We start from the raw sequence: 20348 nt of genomic DNA on the forward strand, positions 1-20348 counted from the left end.
CTATTGGGGATTGGTGGAGGATTGAGTTTTACCGGTGTCCAGATCGATCGTTAGGAAAACAAAATATTCCTGCTGATTCTGTTCGATAACCAACATATAGCGATCCGGATAAGTGAGCTCCAGCCTGTTCCGCACATTCTCCAGGCCAATGCCCGATTTTGTCCGTTCCAGGTCTATTCCTTGCGCCTGATGGATGCTGTTGTATACAGAAAACTTCAGCTGGTTGTCGACCAGATCGGCATTCACCCGGATCCAGGAAGGTTGCGTCATGCTGATGCCATGCTTAAAGGCGTTCTCCACAAAGGGAATCAATAGCATGGGCGTGATGTACAGGTCGCTCAGGGTATCGACGATATCGGATTCGATCTTTACCGTAGGCACGTTTTCCGTACGGAGACTCTGGATGGCGATGTATTCGTTCAGGTAGCTCAGGTCGCGGGACAATAAAATCTGTTCCTGTTGGTTCTCGAAGATCATAAAGCGCATCATCTGACTTAATCGCTGCACGCTATCGGCCGTTTTAGTGGCATTCTCCTGCAGCGCCAACCCATAGATGCTGTTCATCACGTTGAAAAGAAAGTGCGGGTTGACCTGCGATTGCATCAGCTTAAATTCAGCGTCGGTTTGGCCAAGATCCCGCTGCAGCCTAAGGACCTTACTGTTCCTCGCCCTATTCTTGAAATAATAATGGTAGGATAACGAAGTGGCTATCGTGAAGTACAGGATAAAAAAGAAGAGGAATTCCTTATGCCAATAGGGTGCTCCCGCCAACAGAAACAGCACGAAGGGAATCGAAGCTATAAAGCCAAGGCAGCACGCTAAAATCATGTACTCGATTAGGTTAATCCGCTTCTCGTAATGGAAATGCAGGATGTAGTAGGTGTTTACTGCATACAGGATATACGCATAGGGAATCAGCATAAAGAACATCCCCATCGCGGGGCTGATTGCAAAACCAAATAGGGTCAGTGCACCTGTGGATAATAATATGACCAGGATCTCGATGCCTATTTTCTTACGCATGGTAGTTTTCCCGGTGGTTTTTGCTGTAGTTTTCATGTTGCTGTAGGTTTAAAATTAATAAAATAGTTGAGTTAGCGTCAAAAGGATTTTCCGACCGCCGCGCATCCATGTGGTAAATCGGTATGGTATCCACGGTTTGAACGGGTTGGCCTGTGGAAAACAGCTGGAATATGAGTTGAACAAGGGTGTTGAAAATCATCGCTATGTGCATTGTTTCGACAAGAATACGCAGGGAAGGGGATGCATAAAAAAATATGTGACGAACCGGTGGAAAGAAATGATGAATTTGGCCCAATTGTAAAATAGATGTCTTAAAGCACACAATTAGGGGCTACATTTAACCAATAAGGTTACCTTTGGCGAACCTCGGCCACCCAAACGCCGAGGCACTATTTTTTATTAACACGTATTACGATGCCGTACAAACAATTACTCTGGTCCGTACTCGGACTTTTTCTCTTCTTATCAAGCTGTATAAAAGATGAGGCACGGAATATGGAAGCCGATATTACAGCGGTCCATATTGCCGACAGCCTGATCAATGCCCAACCGATCATCAACAACCGCAATATTGTGGTCTATGTGAAGCCAGGAACCCTGAATCTGCAGGAATTTGCCCTGGATTTCGATCTGACAGCAGGCGCCACGTCGGTTCCCGCGGCAGGGTCCGTTCAGGATTTCTCCGTGCCGGTGACCTATGAGGTGACCTCCGAAGATGGGCAATACAAAAAACAATACACCGTTACGCTCCTGGAATCCTCCGTGCCGGAAAACTTCGACTTCGAACTGTTCGGGCAGGATGAAAAGCGCCAATGGGTCTACTTTTACGAAGAGGTAGCCGGGATTCCCCAGAACCTATGGGCTTCCGGAAATTCCGGATTCGCACTCACCGCAGGCAGTAACCCGACCAACGCAACCTACCCAACCCAGGTGACGGATTTGCAGCAATATGTGACCAGTGGAAAACATGCCGCTTACCTGGAGACCAAGTCAACGGGATTCTTAGGCGCCTTGGTCAAAAAGCCCATCGCCGCCGGTAACCTATTCATCGGATCCATGTTCACCAAGAGCATTGTGGACATACAGACACGCTTTGGATTGCCTTTCAATAAAGTGCCTGTTTCCTTAACAGGGTATTACCTGTATGCTCCGGGATCAAAGGTCATCGATAAGGATGGAAATACTGTCAATGTACAGGATGAATGTGATATCTATGCCGTGCTCTTCGATCGGGTTGCCCTCATGGAGGCGACCGCAAAGGATGAGGAATATCCGAATAGAACGTGGCTAGATGATAAAGATGTGCTGACAAGCCCGCATATCATTGCATTGGCGCAGCTGAAAGATGCTGGACCAACAACAGGAACGGGTATGCAGAAATTTGAGCTGCCCTTTGTCTTCAAGCGTGAATATAAACAGGCAGATGTGGATGCCTACCGCTACAGTATAGCGATTGTGCTCTCTTCCAGTAAGCACGGTGCAATATTTCAAGGGGCCGTAGGAAGTAAATTAGTGGTGGATCAATTAAAAATCAACGTAAAATAATGCAATTAATCTTAACATATAGCAAGCCAATGCTGTTCGTTTTTCTTTTGATGGTACTTGGCAGTCGGTTACAGGCTCAGGAGCTGCAAAAGGGACAGCTGACTTTGGATGTAGAAGCAGGAACGAAAATTGGGGGTGCCTCTCCAATGGGTCTACCGGCGGAAATCAGGAAAATAAACAGCTACAAACCGGCATTACCATTCTTTGTCGGAGCAAAGGTCGCATACGGTATTTCCGAAAAGTGGGGAATCCGGACCGGCTTTATCTTCGAAGGAAAAGGAATGAAAACCGATGCCCAAGTGAAGGGCTACAAAACAACTTTCAACGCCGATGAGGATCCGAACCAAAATGTCAGTGGGTATTATTATGGAGATATCACCACCAATGTGGAGAACCTATACCTGACGGTACCCATCTTGGCGAATTACCAATTGAATTCCAACTGGAGCCTGCAAGCAGGACCTTATATTTCGATGGCTGTACAGCGCAAATTCTACGGACTGGCAAAAGAGGGCTATATCCGCGATGGTGACCCTACGGGTGAAAAAGTTGGGATCGTGGATGCCGCATATGACTTCAAGAAACACATCCGAAAAGTAGATGTCGGCATAAGCCTGGGTGGCAAATATGACTTCGCAGAACGCTATTATGCCACAGCCCAATTTGATTATGGCTTTAACAGCATTATGAAAACCGGATTCGAAAGCATCAGCTTCGACCTCCACAATATCTTCTTGAATGTCGGTGTAGGCATGCGCCTCTGGTAACAGCATACACAAATACAAAAATACACCCGCACACCAACAATAGGTTCAAAAAAAGACGCTGGAAGAAATCCCAGCGTCTTTTTTATCTTTTATTTTAACATGCAATTTGAAATTAAGCCATCATCCCCTTCTCTTCCCTTCCCCATCACAATATAAACGCCCCCTTTCTATCTCACATCTCATATCTCAAATCTCACATCTCAAAAACTACATCTTCAACCCAATTTCCCTTAGGCGTTCATCCAGGTATTCGCCAGCGGTATAATCTTCGTAGGCTTTTGGGTGTTCGGCATCGATGCAAGATTCCAAGGAAGCCAAGCTCATGCTGGATTTTGGATGTAAGAAGAATGGAACGGAATAACGTGAGGTTTTCATCAGTTCACGTGGTGGATTGACAACACGGTGTGTTGTTGATTTTAATTTATTGTTGGTCAAGCGTTGCAACATATCGCCTACATTGACTACGATATCTTCCCCTTTTGCTTTAATGGCGAACCATTCACCATCCTTTGTCAAAACTTCGAGTCCATCGGCGCTCGCACCAATTAACAGGGTGATTAGGTTGATGTCCTCATGTGCACCCGCACGAACGGCATCTGCAGGGATGCTGTCCGGATTTTCAATCGGGAAATAGTGAATTGCACGTAATATGGAGTTCCCGTTGATAACATACTGTTCGAAATAGTCTTCGGGTAGGTTTAGGTACGTCGCTATGGCCTTCAGCAAGTTTCTGCCGGCGTCTTCCAATTTTTTATAGATCTCTGCGGTGACTTCATTGAAACGAGGCAGCTCTTCCACTTGAGGGTTGTCCGGAAAATCAGCTTTTGAATATTCTTCACCGACGATCGTTTGTCCGCGTTGCCAAAATTCCTTCAGATCCGGCGTTTTGGAATCCTTGGCTTTTTCCTTACCCTTGGAGGTATAGCCACGCTGTCCAGCAAGTTCAGGAAATTCATATTTCCCCTTGATATCGCTAGGTTGTTCAAAAAAGGCCTTTACTACCTGGTAGAGCTCATCAATCAGTTCGTTGGAGAGGCCATGGTTTGCAATGGTGACGAAACCTGTTTCATTGAAAGCCTTGCCGATGTCCTGGACAAACTGCTGACGTTGTTCAGCAGTACCTTCCGTGTAATGCTGCAAATCTAATCTTGGAATATTTACTAAAGCCATAATTCTTGATATTTAATACAAAGTTAACGTAATAATGAAATCAATGGTTGATAACTGTGGGTAAACCATGGATTATTCCCTATAAATATATGGTTTTCAGTTTATAAAAGTTTTCCACAACTGCTTCGCTGGTGAATTGTTTTACCCTAGTGATTCATTTGTGTCAAGTATTTATTAAAAATTTACAAAAGTGTTTGAATTATCATTTCAAAAATTTAAATTTGTTATGCTTGCATAATAAATAAGTAGATAACCCTGATATGAGCCAAGACAATACCATAGACTATTTTTTGAAGACTGCTTGGCAGACGGTTGCCAATAAGTACAATGTGATTGCCTCTCAGCATGGCTTTACGCAGGCTGCGGGCTATATCCTGATCAATATCCACCGCGATGGAACACCAGTTTCACAGATTGCGAATTCAACCGGTGTGAAGACCACTTCGCTATCCCGGGTGCTGAACAATCTGGAAAGTTTGGGATTCATCTATCGGGAGACGAGCGATACGGATAAACGATCGGTAAAGGTGTACCTGACGGAATTGGGGCGTGAGAAGCGTAAGATCGCCAAGGATGTCGTTCGTGAGTTCAATGAGCACCTGAACACTTCCTTTACGGAAAAAGAAAAAGCCACCTTGGTGAAGTTGCTACAGCGTGTGAACGAAGTGGCCACCAATTATACACCAGCGGTCCAGATAGAATCTTAGATTAAAAAAAAGAAAATATACGTGATATGAATAGAAATATTAAAAAAGTAGCTGTATTGGGATCCGGAGTTATGGGTTCCCGAATTGCCTGCCACTTTGCTAATATCGGTTTAGAGGTCTTGCTGTTGGATATCGTTCCGCGGGAGCTGCTGCCGGCAGAAGAAGCCAAGGGATTGACCTTGGAGAGCCCGGTGGTAAGGAACCGCATTGTGAACCAATCCTTGGACACAGCCATCAAATCAAACCCTGCGCCTTTATTCAGCAAATCATTCGCCAGTCGGATATCGACCGGTAATTTTGACGATGATATGCACAAGATTGCACAGGCAGATTGGGTAATCGAAGTGGTCGTGGAGCGTTTGGATATTAAACAGTCCGTATTTGAAAAAGTAGAGCAACACAGAAAGCCTGGTACCTTGATTACCTCCAATACATCGGGTATTCCGATCCATTTGATGGCGGAAGGCCGTTCCGAGGACTTCAAAGCACATTTTTGTGGGACGCACTTCTTCAACCCGCCGCGTTACCTGCAGCTGTTGGAAATTATTCCAACCCCACATACCAACAAAGAGGTCGTGGATTTCCTAATGGAATACGGCGATAAGATGTTGGGAAAAACAGTGGTGTTGTGTAAGGATACCCCAGCATTCATCGGAAACCGTGTAGGTGTGTATTCCATGCTTGCCGTGACGCACCTCGTGGAGAAGTTGGACCTGAAAGTTGAAGAGGTTGATAAATTTACCGGCCCTGCAATGGGTCACCCGAAATCGGCAACCTTCCGTACTGCGGATGTAGTCGGTTTGGATACATTGGTGAATGTGGCCAAAGGTTTGGAGCAGAATGCGCCGAATGATGAGGCCAAAGGCGTCTTTATCCTCCCTGATTTTATCACCAAGATGGTGGAAAATAAATGGTTGGGGGAGAAGACCAAGAAAGGATTTTACGAAAAGGTTAAGGATGACAAAGGAAACTCTGAAATCCTATCCTTGGATCTGAAGACCCTGACCTATGGCAAACAGGAAAAGGTGAAATCCAGCACCTTGGATGCTACAAAACAAGTGGAAGATATCCGCAAGCGCATGAAGGTATACGAGCAGGGAACGGATAAAGCCGCTACGCTTTTCCGCGCCATGCACTATCCATTGTTCGAGTATGTTTCCAACCGTGTTCCGGAAATTACCGACGACTTTTTCCGTATCGATGACGCCATGCGTGCCGGATTCGGTTGGGAATTGGGGCCTTTCGAGGTATGGGATGCCCTAGGTGTGAAGGAAACCATTGAAAAGATAAAACAAGAAGAGAAGCGTCTTCCTGGTCAGACAGGCGAGGTTGCACAATGGGTCCACGATATGTTGGCCGCCGGTTGCGAAAGCTTCTATAAAGTAGAAAATGGCGTACGCCAGTATTACGATATCGCTTCCAAGTCCTATAAAGCGATCCCGGGTACCGAAGATCTGATTGTCTTGGATAACATCCGTGCGTCAAAAACAATCTGGAAGAACTCCGGCGTGTCCATTATCGACCTTGGTGATGGCATTATAAACTGTGAGTTCCACACCAAAATGAATACCATCGGTGGCGATGTGATCCAGGGCTTGAACAAGGCGATTGATCTAGCAGAAAAAGAATACCGTGGATTGGTGATTTCCAATGATGGAAAGAACTTCTCTGCCGGAGCGAATATCGGGATGATCTTTATGATGGCGGTTGAGCAGGACTACGACGAGTTGAATATGGCCGTTAAGATGTTCCAGGATACGTCGATGCGCCTACGCTACTCCGCGATCCCTGTAGTTGCTGCACCTTTCCAATTGGCATTGGGTGGCGGCTGTGAGTTCTCGATGCATGCTGACTTTGTACAGCTGCATGCCGAGACGTACATGGGATTGGTAGAGTTCGGTGTTGGTGTGATTCCGGGTGGCGGTGGATCCAAGGAGTTCGCATTGCGTGCATCCGATGATTTCCGTCCGGATCAGATCGATCAGAACTTCCTGAAAGACCGTTTCTTGACGATCGGTCAGGCAAAAGTTTCTACCTCGGCGGTTGAAGCGTTCGAGCTGGGCTATCTGCAGGAAGGAAAGTATGCCATCACGATGAACCGTGCACGCCTATTGGCCGATGCGAAAGCAAAAGCATTGGAAATGGCAAACGAAGGCTATGTGCAGCCGGCACGCCGCAAGGACATCAAAGTGTTGGGTAACCAAGGTCTGGGCATCGTCTATGTGGGTGCATCCTCGATGGAAGCCGGCCACTACATCTCCGAGCACGACAAGAAAATCTCCGAGAAACTCGGTTGGGTCATGTGCGGTGGAGACCTGGCACAACCTACCGAAGTCGATGAGCAATACCTCCTGGATATGGAACGCAGAGCCTTCGTGGAGCTATGTGCCGAACGAAAAACCCTGGAAAGAATCCAAGCGATGCTGACAACGGGGAAACCGTTAAGGAATTAAGCGGAGCTTAATTCCAAGTATTGAGAATTGAGATGTGAGATTTGAGATAGAAAGACTGTTATTGGGGGATGGAATAGTGAATTTGGGCAAGGCAGCTAATCAGTAGATATCATGCATAAATTGGAAGAATTAAAGGTATGGCATAGGGCAATGGAACTTACCGTTCTTGTGTTCCAGGTTGTATCAGATCTTCCTCCGGAAGAAAAGTACGGGTTGGCATCTCAAATCAAACGCTCGGTTGTTTCAATAGCTTCAAATATAGCGGAAGGTGCAGGACGAAATACCGATAAGGAATTTTACCATTTTTTAGGAATGGCCTCGGGATCTTCTTATGAGCTATTGACTCAGATACTGATAGCGGCAAAGCTAAATATGATAAATAAGCAACAAGCAGAAGTTATCTATTTGGAGTTGACTCAGATTCAGAAAATGATATATGGTTTCCAAAGGAAACTTGCTAAAAATTTTAAATAAGACAATTTGTGAGGAGCTGATTTTTGGGAATTAATAGCTCAAATCTCATATCTCACATCTAATATCTAAAAAAATACAATCATGTGAGGCGGTGATTTTTGCGAGTTAATATCTCAAATCTCATATCTCACATCTAATATCTAAAAAAATACAATCATGTGAGGCGGTGATTTTTGCGAGTTAATAGCTCAAATCTCCTATCTCACATCTAATATCTAAAAAAATACAATCATGTGAGGCGGTGATTTTTGCGAGTTAATATCTCAAATCTCATATCTCACATCTAATATCTAAAAGATGGAAGCATACATTGTAGCAGGATACCGTACCGCAGTAGGAAAAGCGCCGAGAGGAGGATTCCGATTTACGCGTGCGGATGATTTGGCGGCGGATGTGATCAAGTATTTGATGGCGTCAGTGCCGAATGTTAATAAAGATGATATTGATGACGTCATCGTTGGGAATGCCATGCCGGAGGCTGAGCAGGGTCTTAACGTGGGACGTTTTATTTCCCTGATGGGATTGGATACAGATAAGGTTCCGGGGATTACCGTGAACCGGTACTGTGCCTCGGGTCTGGAGACCATTGCTACGGCGGTGGCTAAGATCAAGTCGGGGATGGCCGATATGATCATCGCCGGTGGTGTTGAGGTGATGTCGGGGATGCCGTTCGGCGGTTGGAAGATCGTGCCGAATCCGGTAGTCTCTAAAAATCACCCGGACTGGTACTGGGGGATGGGCTTAACGGCGGAAGCGGTGGCCAAGGATTATAACGTATCCCGCGAAGATCAGGATAAGTTTGCGCTGAAGTCGAATGAAAAGGCTGTTGCAGCAATCAAAGCCGGTCGTTTCAAGGATCAGATCGTGCCGATTACCATCAAGGAGAATTACGTGAAAGACGGCAAGATGGCGACCCGTGAATATGTTGTGGATACGGATGAAGGACCACGTGCGGACACCTCGTTGGAGGCATTGGGCAAGTTGCGTCCGGTCTTCGATGCAAAGGGATCCGTTACGGCAGGGAATTCCTCGCAGACTTCCGACGGTGCGGCCTTTGTCTTGGTAGTTTCGGAAAAGAAAATGAACGAATTGGGCTTGAAACCGATCGCCAAATTGGTCAGCTATGCCGTTGCAGGCGTGCCGCCACGGATTATGGGTATCGGACCAGTTGTCGCAATTCCAAAGGCGCTGGAACAAGCTGGATTGAAAAAAGAAGATATCGATCTATTCGAATTGAATGAAGCATTTGCTTCGCAATCCCTAGCCGTTATCCGGGAATTGGGATTGGATGAGGAGAAGGTCAATGTGAATGGTGGAGCAATTGCTTTAGGGCACCCACTGGGATGTACCGGAGCGAAGCTGACCGTGCAGGTATTGAATGAACTGAAAGCCCGCGGCAAGAAATATGGTATGGTAACGATGTGTGTCGGAACGGGGCAGGGAGCGGCAGGTATCTTCGAATTGCTATAGGCTGATCAACAAAGAATAATCAAAATTATAAGGATCGGGTGGAAACCCGGTTAGCGCATAAATCCAAATATTATGAGTGAAGAAGTAAAAAACAAGGCCATTAAGGGAGGAGAGTTCGTAATTCGTGAAACTCCCTATACAGATATTTTTATTCCGGAAGAATTTGATGAAGAGGCGAAGATGATTCGTCAGACCTGTCTGGATTTCCTGGATACGGAAGTGTTGAATAAATTGGAGCGCATCGATGCGCAGGAAGAAGGCCTGATGCAGAGCTTAATGGATAAATCCGGCGAGTTGGGCATGTTGGGTGTTTCGATCCCTGAGGAATACGGTGGTTTCGGAAAGAGCTTCAATACATCCATGTTGGTGGCGGATGCTGTAGGCGGAGGATTCTCCTTTGCCGTTGCGCTGTCCGCACATACAGGTATCGGTACTTTGCCGATCCTTTACTATGGAAATGCGGAGCAAAAAGCGAAGTACATCCCTAAATTGGGAACCGGTGAATGGAAGGCAGCTTATTGCTTGACAGAACCCAACTCCGGTTCGGATGCAAACTCCGGCCGTACCTCTGCGAAATTAAATGCCGAAGGAACCCATTACCTGATCAATGGTCAGAAGATGTGGATCACAAACGGTGGTTTTGCCGATGTATTCATCGTATTCGCGAAAATTGACGACGATAAGAACCTTACCGCTTTTATCGTGGAGAAGGATTTCGGTGGCATCACGATGAACCCGGAAGAGCACAAATTGGGAATCAAGGGATCCTCAACACGCCAGATATTCTTTAACGATACACCAGTTCCTGTAGAGAACATGCTTTCCGAACGGGAAAACGGTTTCAAGATTGCCGTGAATATCTTGAATATCGGACGTATTAAACTGGGTGCTGCAACAATTGGTTCGGCGCGCGCGGTATTGTCGACAGCGATCAATTATGCCAATGAGCGTGTACAGTTTAATTTGCCGATTTCCAAGTTTGGTGCTATCCGCTATAAATTGGCAGAAGCAGCAACACGTTTGTTTGCCAATGAGTCTGCAGCGTACCGTGCCGGTCAGAATATCGACGATGCGTACGAAGCATTGGTTGCCGGCGGTATGGACGAGGCGAAAGCAAAACTGAAATCCGTAGAGCAATTCGCGATTGAGTGTGCGATCATTAAAGTATGGTGTTCGGAGATGTTGGATTATACGGTGGATGAAGGTGTGCAGATCTATGGTGGTATGGGCTATTCAGCAGATGCACCGATGGAGCGTGCTTACCGTGATTCACGTATCAACAGAATCTTCGAAGGAACCAACGAGGTTAACCGCCTATTGGTTGTAGATATGTTATTGAAGCGTGCGATGAAAGGTGAATTGGATTTGATGGGTCCAGCACAGGCTGTTGCGGGTGAATTGATGTCCATTCCGGACTTCGGCGCGGAGGATGAAACACCTTTTGCAGCAGAGAAGAAAATCATTGCGAACCTGAAGAAAGCCGGATTGATGATCGCGGGCGCTGCGGTTCAGAAGTTAATGATGTCCCTATCCAAAGAACAGGAGATTTTGATGAATATCGCTGATATTATCGGCTATGTATATGTTGCGGAATCGGTATTGCTACGTGCCGAGAAGCTACAGCATACCCAACCTGGCGAACATGCAGATTATGCTGCCGATATGGCGCGGGTGTACCTGTATGGAGCCGTCGATAAAGTGAATGCCGCTGGTAAAGAAGCGTTGTACTCCTTCGGTGAGGGCGATGAGTTGAACATGATGTTGGTGGGTCTACGCCGCTTTACGAAGGCTGGGCCATTCAATGTGAAGGAAGCTCGTCAGCGCATTGCGAAGAAGTTGATTGAAGAAAATAAATACTGTTTCTAAGTATTAAGGTTGATTATGAGAGAAAGCCCCGGTGACGGGGCTTTTTTCGTTAAGATAATGTGACACGCCAAATGATGGGCATTGAAATTTAAATCTTAATTTTAGCAATCAACAAAACATCGACGATTGGATTCATACGACGCCATAATAATCGGATCGGGGCCCAATGGATTCGCAGCAGCGATTACATTGCAGAAACAAGGCCTGCGCACCTTACTCATCGAAGGTGCCGATACGGTAGGTGGGGGCATGCGAAGCAAGGAATTGACGCTTCCCGGTTTCATCCATGATGTCTGCTCGGCCATCCATCCGCTCGCCTTTGGATCGCCATGGATGAAAAACCTTCCACTGGAAGACTATGGCCTTCAATTTACCCATGCGCCTTATCCGGTTGCCCAGCCGTTGGCCAATGGAGATGCAGTCCTGCTGCACCAGGATCTGGCGTTGATGGCCGAGGAATTGGGCGTTGATTTTTCCGCATATAAGACACTTCTGCAACCGTTCTTGAAAGATTGGGATGCCCTCTCGGCGGATATTTTAGGTCCACTGCGGATCCCGGAATCACCTTTTTTAATGGCAAAATTCGGTTTGCAAGGGCTACGGCCTGCGGCAAGTGTGGCTTCGCGATTTAAAACCGCGCGCGGCAAGGCCCTATGGGCCGGATTGGTGGCACATGGTATGCAGCCTTTCTCCAAAATGACAACGAGTGCCATGGGGATGGTCCTGGCCCTTCTGGGGCATCGATTTGGCTGGCCCATTCCGATCGGCGGCTCCCAGGCCATCGCCGATGCGCTCTTGGCCTACTACCGTTCCTTGGGGGGCGAAGTGCAGCTCAACACCTGGGTGACGGATATCCGGGAACTCCCCAACCATAAACTCCTCTTCCTCGATTTGACACCCCAACAGGTTCTTGAGCTGGAAGGAATCGATCTAGATCCGAAATATCGAAAGCAATTGGCAAACTATCGCTACGGGATGGGTGTCTTTAAGGTAGATTGGGCGCTTTCGGAACCGACTGTCTTTCGGGATGGGCGCAGCCACCTGGCGTCGACCGTACATGTTGGCAACTCCTACCAGGAGATTGCGGAAGCTGAATTGGCGACCTACAACGGGAAGTTGGTCGACCGACCGTTCGTGTTGTTTTCACAACCGAGCCGTTTCGATCCGAGCCGTGCCCCGGAAGGAAAGCATGTTGGGTGGGCGTATTGCCATGTTCCACATGGATCGCGCACGGACAGGACCGATGCCATTGAGGAGCAGATCGAACGTTTTGCTCCCGGTTTTCGGGAGACCATCCTGAAGCGCCATCGCATGGGGCCCGGCCAGCTGCAGGATTACAATCCGAATTATATTGGCGGTGATATCAATGGCGGGCAGCTGGATATCTTTCAGTTATTTACCCGTCCGACCCGCTCGCTGACACCCTATCGGACGTCCAACCCAACGGTTTACCTGGCTTCTTCATCGACGCCACCCGGGGGTGGAGTACATGGCATGTGCGGATTTCATGCCGCACGGGTCGCCCTGCGTGATCATTATCAATTGAACATAACACCATAACATGGCTAAAATAATTCTTGCCGGAGGATCCGGAACATTGGGAAATATGCTCTGTGCAGCGTTTAGAGATGAAGATAACGAAATCATCGTCCTGACCCGTCAGGACATGAAAAGGCATCATCCCCACGTCGACTTTGTCCATTGGGACGGTAAGTCGTTGGGCGATTGGTGCAAGGAACTGGAAGGTGCCGATTATGTGATCAACCTGTCCGGCTCCAATATCAAGACCCGCTTTACCGAAAAGAATAAAGAGCTGCTGGTGCGGTCCAGGGTCGAACCCACCAAGGTATTGGGCGAGGCCATTGCAAAAGCGGAAAACCCACCCAGGGTTTGGATGAACTTCTCGGGGGTTTCCATTTACAACAATGCCCCCACGCTACAGGATGAAACAGGAACCCAGTATGCCGACGATTTCATGAGCTCCATCGTTAAAAAATGGGAGAGGACCTTTCTGGAGGCCAAGACGCCCAGGACCGAAAAGGTGATCCTTCGCATGAGCCCCATTCTGAGCAAAGGTTCCGGCATGTTCCCCGAACTGTACCCAATTACTAAGCTAGGCCTCGGCGGACCTGTGGGTGATGGAAAGCAACTGGTTTCGTGGATACATGAAGATGATTTTGTCGGGTTATTGACCTGGTTGGTCAGCCTGGAAAAGCATGAAGCGATCTACCACCTGTGCAGTCCAAATCCGGTGAGTAATGCCGAATTCATGGCCGCACTGCGAAAAGCTGCAGGTGCGAAATTTGGTCTGCCGCTCCCTGCCTTTATGGCCAAGATCGGATCGGCCGTGAAGGGAATGGATCCAAGCCTGATCCTCGATTCGGTGCCTGTAACAACAATATTAACCTTAAAAAATGGCTATACGTTTAAATTTCCCTATATTCAGCCCGCGTTAAATCAATTAATTAAATCATCAACTTAAACTTTTTATGTCGGGAAAATCTTTTGTTCTTTCCGAAGATTGGGTAGTCGTTATTTTAGGGTTGGGTATCATTGCATTGGCACTGTTCGGTGTCATCGTGCCGGTACCTAAATTTGGCTGGTCCAATGGTTCGGAGCTTAGTGAGAAGGTATTATCAATGCAAAACCTGGGCGCAATGGGATTACAGTTCCTGTTGGTCTATGGAACGGCTATCGTCGGCGCGGTTCTGCTCAAGAAGAGCGTGAAAGCCCTGCTGATTGTCTTTCCAATAATCTATGCACTAACCGTGCTGGCCCTTATACTGGCAGGGAATGTCGGTGTGAAGAGCTTCAACCTCGAAGCCGTTATCTTCAGTTTGGCGATCGGCCTGATCATCAGTAATTTTTTCAAACTTCCCTCTTGGTTCAAGGAGGCTTTGAGTACGGAACTCTATGTCAAGGTGGGTTTGGTTCTCCTAGGTACTACGGTCATCTTCGGCGATATTCTCAAGGCGGGTTCACTTGGTTTAGTTCAAGCCCTTGTTGTGGTGGTCTCCGTATGGTATTTTGCCTTCTGGATCTGTAAGAAATTAAAGATCGATAAGGAGATGTCCCTGATGCTTTCCAGTGCGGTTTCCATCTGTGGGGTATCTGCTGCCATTGCAACTTCAGGAGCCATTCAAGGCGATAACAAAAAGCTGTCCTACGTCATTTCTCTAGTATTGATCACAGCGGTCCCGATGATGATCTTCATGCCCTATATGGCTGAATGGATGGGTCTTTCGCAGGAAGTGACCGGTGCTTGGCTAGGTGGTAGTATCGATACTACTGGCGCCGTGGCTGCATCGGGTACCTTGGTGGGCGAGGAAGCCTTGAAGATCAGTACCATCGTGAAGTTCTCCCAGAATGTCCTCTTGGGTATTGCCGCTTTTTTCATCAGTATCTACTGGACGTATTCGAAATCCGTAGATGAGGAAACGAAACGTGATAAACCTACATTTAAACTGATTTGGGAGCGGTTCCCGAAATTTGTGGTCGGCTTTGTGTTTGTGTCCCTATTGTTTTCCTTTGTGATTTCCCCAGAGGTCAATGCCGGGATAAAAGATAGTTTAAAGAGTCTACAGGGGCTTTGGTTTGCCCTGGCATTCACTTCCATCGGTTTGGAGACGAATTTCAAGGATCTCTTTGTCCAAGAGAATAAAAAGCCACTCTATGCCTTTCTTATCGCACAGACCTTCAATATCGTGGTAACACTCATTCTAGCCTATACCTTATTCGGATAGGTTGCAGTCCTATTATCCCCTGGGCATGGTCCGGCTGGCAGATTTGCCTCCCAAAGCCATACCCAGAAGTTCTTTTTTTAGTCAACCGAACACGAAGAGAAGAAAATCAAAATATTTTATGCAATTTGGCCTGTATATACATCATGTATACGAAAGATAAGGCATATGGATGAAAAAGAGCTCTTACAGTATTATCGGCAGACCGGCAGTTTGGATGCCTTGGGTAAGCTGTATGCTCCCTACATGTCACTCTTATATGGTGTATGCTACAAATACTTGCAGGATGCAGACCAGAGTCAGGATGCAGTTATGCAGATCTTTGATGAACTGATCCAGAAGCTTCGGATCCATGAGGTCGATAATTTCAAGAGTTGGGTGTATGTGTACGCGCGGAATTATTGCCTGATGCAGTTGCGGAAGGATAAGCGGGTCACCAAGGTCGATATCGAAGATCATCTGTATGAATCCGAACAGCGATTGGGCGGAACGGAAGAGAAGAAGTGGGAGGAAAGGGATTTCGAAAAACTGGAAAGTTGCATGTTGACCTTGAACCGAGAGCAGGAGCAATGTATCCGGATGTTTTATCTTGAACAGAAGTGTTACAAGGATATCGCCGACGAAACGGGGTATGGAATTGCGAAAGTAAAGAGTTATATACAGAACGGCCGGCGGAACCTTAAAATATGTATGGAGAGTAAGTGATGGAAAACAATTACCAATTGACAAGAATTCATAATTACGTCATGGGGCTCATGAGTAAGGAGGATATGTATGCGATGGAACGTGAGGCGCTTGAGGATCCCTTTTTACAGGATGCCATTGACGGTTATAGATTGCAGAATGGGGTTGATGCACAGCAATTAAGCTTACTGCAGCAACGTCTGGCAAGAAAGCTGGAAACGAAGGCGGCGGATAAGCACAAGCGTTATTTCAGCTGGCAGCGTCTGACCATCGGTATGGCCGCAGCCGTGCTGTTCTTGGTGGCCTGTTCTTTGGTGTTCTTCAAATACCTCAATCAACAGAAAACTGTTCGTACAACCGAGGTTATCCTGATGGAACAGGATATGCGCGTGCAGATGGAAACCTTGGCAAAGGCAGATGCCGAACCTACCTCAGGTTGGGGAGCGTTTGTGGAGACATTGAATTCCGAAATTCGTGACGTGTCCACGGCTGGCGATGTACAGGTGACGTTTGATGTCGTTGATGGTCGAGCGAAAAATATTTCCGTTCTCAAGACCTCCGATCAAGAATTGGCAACACGCATTTCTTCCTTTATCCAACAACAGGTGGAATGGAAGGGCAAGCAGGGTGGATTGTCCATTCATATTCAATAAACGAACAAAGGCTGCAGTTGAAATTGCAGCCTTTGTTTGTTTATGAATGGTAATGCTTATTCCATTATTCTTCCCAACGGATTTTCTCTTCAATTGGGCTGCGTACAGGCTCTCTAGGCTCAGCTTCGGTATGGCCCATGTAGAAGAAACCGATACAGCGTTGGTTTTCTTCCAGATTTAGGAATGGTCCGATATGGTTGATCAGGCCTGGGCTTGCCCAGTAACCGCCGATACCCATCGATGAAGAAGCCAACCACATGTTTTCTACAGCACATGCCGTTGCAGCCAATTCTTCCCATTCCGGTAAATCACCCGTATAGTTTACGACGATGGCAATGGCAACATTGGATTGTGTCGCTTTCTTCGCCATGTTCTGCTCGGTCATTTCGGTATACTTCTCTGCAGGGGTAACGGATTTATAGATCCGCGCCAATTCCTCGCCCAAACGGTTCAGGCCTTCCTTGCGGAATACCACAAAGCGCCAAGGTTGTGTACGTTTGTGTGTTGGGGCAGCATTTGCTGCCTCCAATATGGTCAGGATATCCTCACGGCTTACTTCTTGATCGGTAAAATTCGCTTGGAATACCGCTCTTCTCAATTGAATAGCTTTTAAAACTTCGTTTTGTTGCATAAATCTTCTATTTAATACGCTTTCGTAAATTTATTTTTCGTTATTGGGATACCTCTTCCCATAGTGCGGCAATATGTAGGATCGTCAAGACTGCTTTCTGCATATCCTGAACGGACACCCATTCCTGCTTACCATGGAAGGCATGTCCGCCCGCAAAGATGTTCGGACAGGGAAGTCCCATGAAGGACAATCTGGATCCATCGGTTCCGCCACGGATGCTACGTTTTTCGGCTTTCATACCTGCACGCTCGATTCCCATCATGGCAATCTCCACAACTCGCGAATGCTGATCCAATACTTCTTTCATGTTGCGGTATTGCTCAGACACCTCAAAGGTATAGGTCGCACCATCGTATCGCGTGACAACACCTTTTACCAACGATTCCAATTCTGCTTCATGTTCCGCCAATTTCGCGGTGTCATGGTCACGGATAATGAAATGTAGGGTCGCTTCCTCCACCGTACCTTCGATATTTGTGGGGTGCACAAATCCTTGCTTTGCATGGGTTGTCTCTGGAGAAAGGCGATCTTTCGGTAAGTTGTCAATGATATCTGCGGCAACTTTAATGGCATTGATCATCTTGCCCTTCGCATATCCAGGGTGAATCGAGATGCCGTGAATCTTGATGGTTACCCCATCGGCTGAAAACGTTTCGTCCTCGAGCGTTCCGGCACGTTCGCCATCCATAGTATAGCCATAATCAGCACCCAATTTCTTCAGGTCTACATGGTCAACACCACGACCGATCTCCTCATCCGGTGTGAACAGGATCTTGATATCGCCATGCTTAATCTCTGGATTTGCCATCAATAACCGTGCGGCGTCCATAATTTCGGCAACACCAGCTTTATCATCGGCGCCTAATAGTGTTTTGCCACTTGCCGTAATCACATCGTTGCCAATTTGATCCTTCAAATCTGGATGTTCTGCCATCTTGATCACGATCTTGGGGTCGTCTGGCAATACCAGGTCCTGACCTTGGTAGTTGGCATGGACCAATGGTTTCACGTTCGTTCCGGATGAATCCGGGGAAGTGTCCACATGGGAACAGAAACAGATGGTCGGCACCTTTTTATCGGTATTGGATGGAATGGTGGCATAGACATAGCCCAGGTCGTCCAGATGAGCATCGGAAATACCCAACTGCTGTAATTCCTGGACAAGGATGCGGCTGAGGTCTTTCTGTTTCTCCGTCGAAGGAACGGTGCTGGATTGCACATCGGATTGTGTGTCAATCTGTACATATCGTTTGAAATTTTCAGCTACCTGAAAATCGGTGATGTTATTAATTTCCATAGCACAAAACTACACAAATAAAAAACTCTTTACGCCAACAACAGCCATCTATTCGTAATAAATGGCTGTTGTATAGGTCTTATCGGACATGGATGGGTACGATTTGAACTATTGTTTATCGACCCAACCGAACACCTTATCCAGGATGCCTGAATTTCGGGCACCGCCAATATTTTTGCGGATTTTCAATTCCTGATCGGCGACTTTCAGAAATAGCCCATCGATTGCCTTCTGCGTCACATACGCATTCAGATCGGTTTCGATCTTATTGCCCAACGGCAGGTTGTTATATGCACTGGTCAACTGTGTCCAGTAAGTTGACACATTGTTCTTGCCCATAGCGGACTGAACAATCGGACTGAATCTACTTGTCAGCTCCGAAGATGTGGTCCGTTTGAAGAAATTCGTCGCCGCATCCTGCTGTCCACTTAGTAAGATATTGAAAGCATCATTCACGGTCATTTTAGCTAATGAATTAACGAAAACTGTCGAAGCTTCCTTTACAGCAGTTTCTGCAGCACGGTTCATGCTCATGATAAATTGATCACATAGTTTGCCCATACCAACTGCACGAAGGGCAGATTCTACCTGTTGCGCTTCTTTGGGCATCAGAATCTTTACCGCAGCATCCCCAAGGAAACCATCCTTAACGGAAAGCGTCTGGATACTTTGTTGCAGTCCGCTGTTCAAGGCTTGCTTGATACCGGTATTTGCTTCTGCTTGAGTAATACTTCCCGTAGAAGAAGATGGGGTCTGTGTTTGTGTCGATCCCGATCCGCCAGTATTTCCTGTGGCCGTACCTGTTCCTTGTGGAGGAAGTGTAAATCCACCTTGATTTAAGGTGTCGCAGCTCGAAAATAATAAGGCTAACGAGCCTGCAGCTAAAATATGTGCTAATTTCATGGTGCAATTTATGTTTTTTCTGTTTGTATTCCTGTCTAAAGCTATTAAAATAAAAAAAGCGATCAATTGTTTTACTCCTATTGAAGTTTTAACAACTAATCGCTTTCCTGCTTATGGAAGCTAAATTATTTTGGCCAGCTCAGCACAGCCATAACCGGGAAGTGATCCGAAGGGAATTTGCCCATGTAGGTATCTGTAAGCACGCCATATTTCTTTGCCTGAAAAGGCTTTGTGATAAAGATATGATCGATTCTGCCTTTTTCCTTGATACCCTTTCCCCAACTGTTGAACGTTGAGTTAGGCTCATAAACGATAGGAGCGATTTCGTGTACATCCTGTACGACACCACTTTTGGATAGGGTGAAATACGCTTCGTTGTTCTCGTCGATATTAAAGTCACCAGTAAGGATCAACGGCAGGTCTTTCGCAAACTCCTTCGCTTTGGCCAGGATCAATTTTGCGCTTTCACGTCTTGCCTCTACACCAATATGGTCGAAGTGGGTGTTCATGAAAATAAACTTCTTCCCGTTTTTGTTGTCCTTGAAGATTCCCCAAGTGCAGATGCGCGGGAGGGCAGCGTCCCAACCTTTATTCGGTTTTTCGGTATCCGTTGCGGACAGCCAGAACGTTCCTGTCTTCTCGGCGGTAAATCTTTTGGTGTTGTAGAAAATGGCCGAATGTTCGCCTTTCTCTGCACCGTCATCGCGGCCAACGCCAACATACTTGAATTCAGGTAGGCTTGCGGACATGTCGTTCAATTGTTCTTTGAATGCTTCCTGAACGCCGAAGATATCAAACTCATGGAATTTGATGAGGTCCGTAACGCGTTCGTGGCGGTCAACCCAAAGGTTGCCAACATCGCCATCCGTTTTTAAACGGATATTGAAGGATGCCACATTCATTTGTTGAGCAAAAACTAGGGTCATGCTCAGTACTAGGTTTAGGGTGATTAGGATTTTTTTCAT

Annotated in this window: 18 protein-coding genes; 12 read left to right on the forward strand and 6 right to left on the reverse strand. The window is 46.8% G+C overall.

Annotated elements, in window-relative coordinates; genetic code table 11:
- The gene (locus G6N79_RS05400) at nucleotides 1–1059 is read right to left on the reverse strand and encodes a sensor histidine kinase (RefSeq protein ID WP_103907924.1); all 1059 of its coding nucleotides are present in this window, start codon (nucleotides 1057–1059) and stop codon (nucleotides 1–3) included.
- A gap of 378 nt (nucleotides 1060–1437) precedes the next feature.
- Between G6N79_RS05400 and G6N79_RS05405 the strand changes: the two genes are divergently transcribed.
- Nucleotides 1438–2568 carry a PCMD domain-containing protein gene (locus G6N79_RS05405; protein ID WP_103907926.1) on the forward strand — a complete coding sequence of 377 codons (1131 nt, stop codon included), beginning with the start codon at nucleotides 1438–1440 and terminating at the stop codon, nucleotides 2566–2568.
- The gene (locus G6N79_RS05410; RefSeq protein WP_103907927.1) at nucleotides 2568–3335 is read left to right on the forward strand and encodes a porin family protein; all 768 of its coding nucleotides are present in this window, start codon (nucleotides 2568–2570) and stop codon (nucleotides 3333–3335) included. Before G6N79_RS05405 ends, G6N79_RS05410 begins: the two co-directional genes overlap by 1 nt.
- Nucleotides 3336–3542: 207 nt before the next feature.
- Here G6N79_RS05410 and G6N79_RS05415 read toward each other — a convergent pair whose 3' ends face one another.
- Nucleotides 3543–4505 carry an isopenicillin N synthase family dioxygenase gene (locus G6N79_RS05415; protein WP_103907928.1) on the reverse strand — a complete coding sequence of 321 codons (963 nt, stop codon included), beginning with the start codon at nucleotides 4503–4505 and terminating at the stop codon, nucleotides 3543–3545.
- A gap of 260 nt (nucleotides 4506–4765) precedes the next feature.
- Between G6N79_RS05415 and G6N79_RS05420 the strand changes: the two genes are divergently transcribed.
- The 10 genes from G6N79_RS05420 to G6N79_RS05465 all read left to right on the forward strand — a co-directional run bounded on the left by G6N79_RS05420 (nucleotide 4766) and on the right by G6N79_RS05465 (nucleotide 16552).
- Nucleotides 4766–5212 (forward strand): MarR family winged helix-turn-helix transcriptional regulator, encoded by a 447-nt coding sequence (locus tag G6N79_RS05420; protein ID WP_103907929.1) that lies wholly within the window; start codon nucleotides 4766–4768, stop codon nucleotides 5210–5212.
- A gap of 26 nt (nucleotides 5213–5238) precedes the next feature.
- Nucleotides 5239–7665: a 3-hydroxyacyl-CoA dehydrogenase/enoyl-CoA hydratase family protein gene (locus tag G6N79_RS05425; RefSeq protein ID WP_103907930.1), complete on the forward strand. Its 2427-nt coding sequence runs from the start codon at nucleotides 5239–5241 to the stop codon at nucleotides 7663–7665.
- A gap of 111 nt (nucleotides 7666–7776) precedes the next feature.
- Nucleotides 7777–8139, forward strand: coding sequence for a four helix bundle protein (locus G6N79_RS05430; RefSeq protein WP_103907931.1), 363 nt, complete (start codon nucleotides 7777–7779; stop codon nucleotides 8137–8139).
- Nucleotides 8140–8436: 297 nt separating this feature from the next.
- The gene (locus G6N79_RS05435; RefSeq protein ID WP_103907932.1) at nucleotides 8437–9609 is read left to right on the forward strand and encodes an acetyl-CoA C-acyltransferase; all 1173 of its coding nucleotides are present in this window, start codon (nucleotides 8437–8439) and stop codon (nucleotides 9607–9609) included.
- Between the two features lie 72 nt (nucleotides 9610–9681).
- Nucleotides 9682–11475: an acyl-CoA dehydrogenase family protein gene (locus G6N79_RS05440; protein ID WP_103907933.1), complete on the forward strand. Its 1794-nt coding sequence runs from the start codon at nucleotides 9682–9684 to the stop codon at nucleotides 11473–11475.
- Nucleotides 11476–11601: 126 nt separating this feature from the next.
- Nucleotides 11602–13035 carry a phytoene desaturase family protein gene (locus G6N79_RS05445; protein ID WP_103907934.1) on the forward strand — a complete coding sequence of 478 codons (1434 nt, stop codon included), beginning with the start codon at nucleotides 11602–11604 and terminating at the stop codon, nucleotides 13033–13035.
- Nucleotide 13036: 1 nt separating this feature from the next.
- Entirely contained in the window at nucleotides 13037–13957 is a 921-nt protein-coding gene (locus G6N79_RS05450; protein WP_103907935.1) for a TIGR01777 family oxidoreductase, read from the forward strand.
- A gap of 7 nt (nucleotides 13958–13964) precedes the next feature.
- On the forward strand, nucleotides 13965–15218 hold the full coding sequence (locus G6N79_RS05455; RefSeq protein WP_103907936.1) for a YeiH family protein: 1254 nt from the start codon (nucleotides 13965–13967) through the stop codon (nucleotides 15216–15218).
- A gap of 165 nt (nucleotides 15219–15383) precedes the next feature.
- Entirely contained in the window at nucleotides 15384–15920 is a 537-nt protein-coding gene (locus G6N79_RS05460; protein ID WP_103907937.1) for an RNA polymerase sigma factor, read from the forward strand.
- 17 nt (nucleotides 15921–15937) lie between these two features.
- Nucleotides 15938–16552: a hypothetical protein gene (locus tag G6N79_RS05465; RefSeq protein WP_146060682.1), complete on the forward strand. Its 615-nt coding sequence runs from the start codon at nucleotides 15938–15940 to the stop codon at nucleotides 16550–16552.
- A 64-nt stretch (nucleotides 16553–16616) separates the two neighbouring features.
- Here the strand turns inward: G6N79_RS05465 and G6N79_RS05470 are convergent, their stop codons facing one another.
- From G6N79_RS05470 to G6N79_RS05485, 4 genes are all read right to left on the reverse strand, one after another.
- Nucleotides 16617–17183 carry a nitroreductase family protein gene (locus G6N79_RS05470; protein ID WP_103907939.1) on the reverse strand — a complete coding sequence of 189 codons (567 nt, stop codon included), beginning with the start codon at nucleotides 17181–17183 and terminating at the stop codon, nucleotides 16617–16619.
- A 40-nt stretch (nucleotides 17184–17223) separates the two neighbouring features.
- Entirely contained in the window at nucleotides 17224–18480 is a 1257-nt protein-coding gene (pepT, locus tag G6N79_RS05475; RefSeq protein ID WP_103907940.1) for a peptidase T, read from the reverse strand.
- Between the two features lie 108 nt (nucleotides 18481–18588).
- Complete coding sequence (locus tag G6N79_RS05480; protein ID WP_103907941.1) at nucleotides 18589–19383, reverse strand: DUF4197 domain-containing protein; 795 nt, start codon at nucleotides 19381–19383, stop codon at nucleotides 18589–18591.
- Nucleotides 19384–19508: 125 nt separating this feature from the next.
- Nucleotides 19509–20348, reverse strand: a complete 840-nt coding sequence (locus G6N79_RS05485) for an endonuclease/exonuclease/phosphatase family protein (protein WP_103907942.1) — start codon at nucleotides 20346–20348, stop codon at nucleotides 19509–19511.

Source organism: Sphingobacterium lactis, from assembly GCF_011046555.1.
Classification (GTDB): Bacteria; Bacteroidota; Bacteroidia; order Sphingobacteriales; family Sphingobacteriaceae; genus Sphingobacterium; species Sphingobacterium lactis.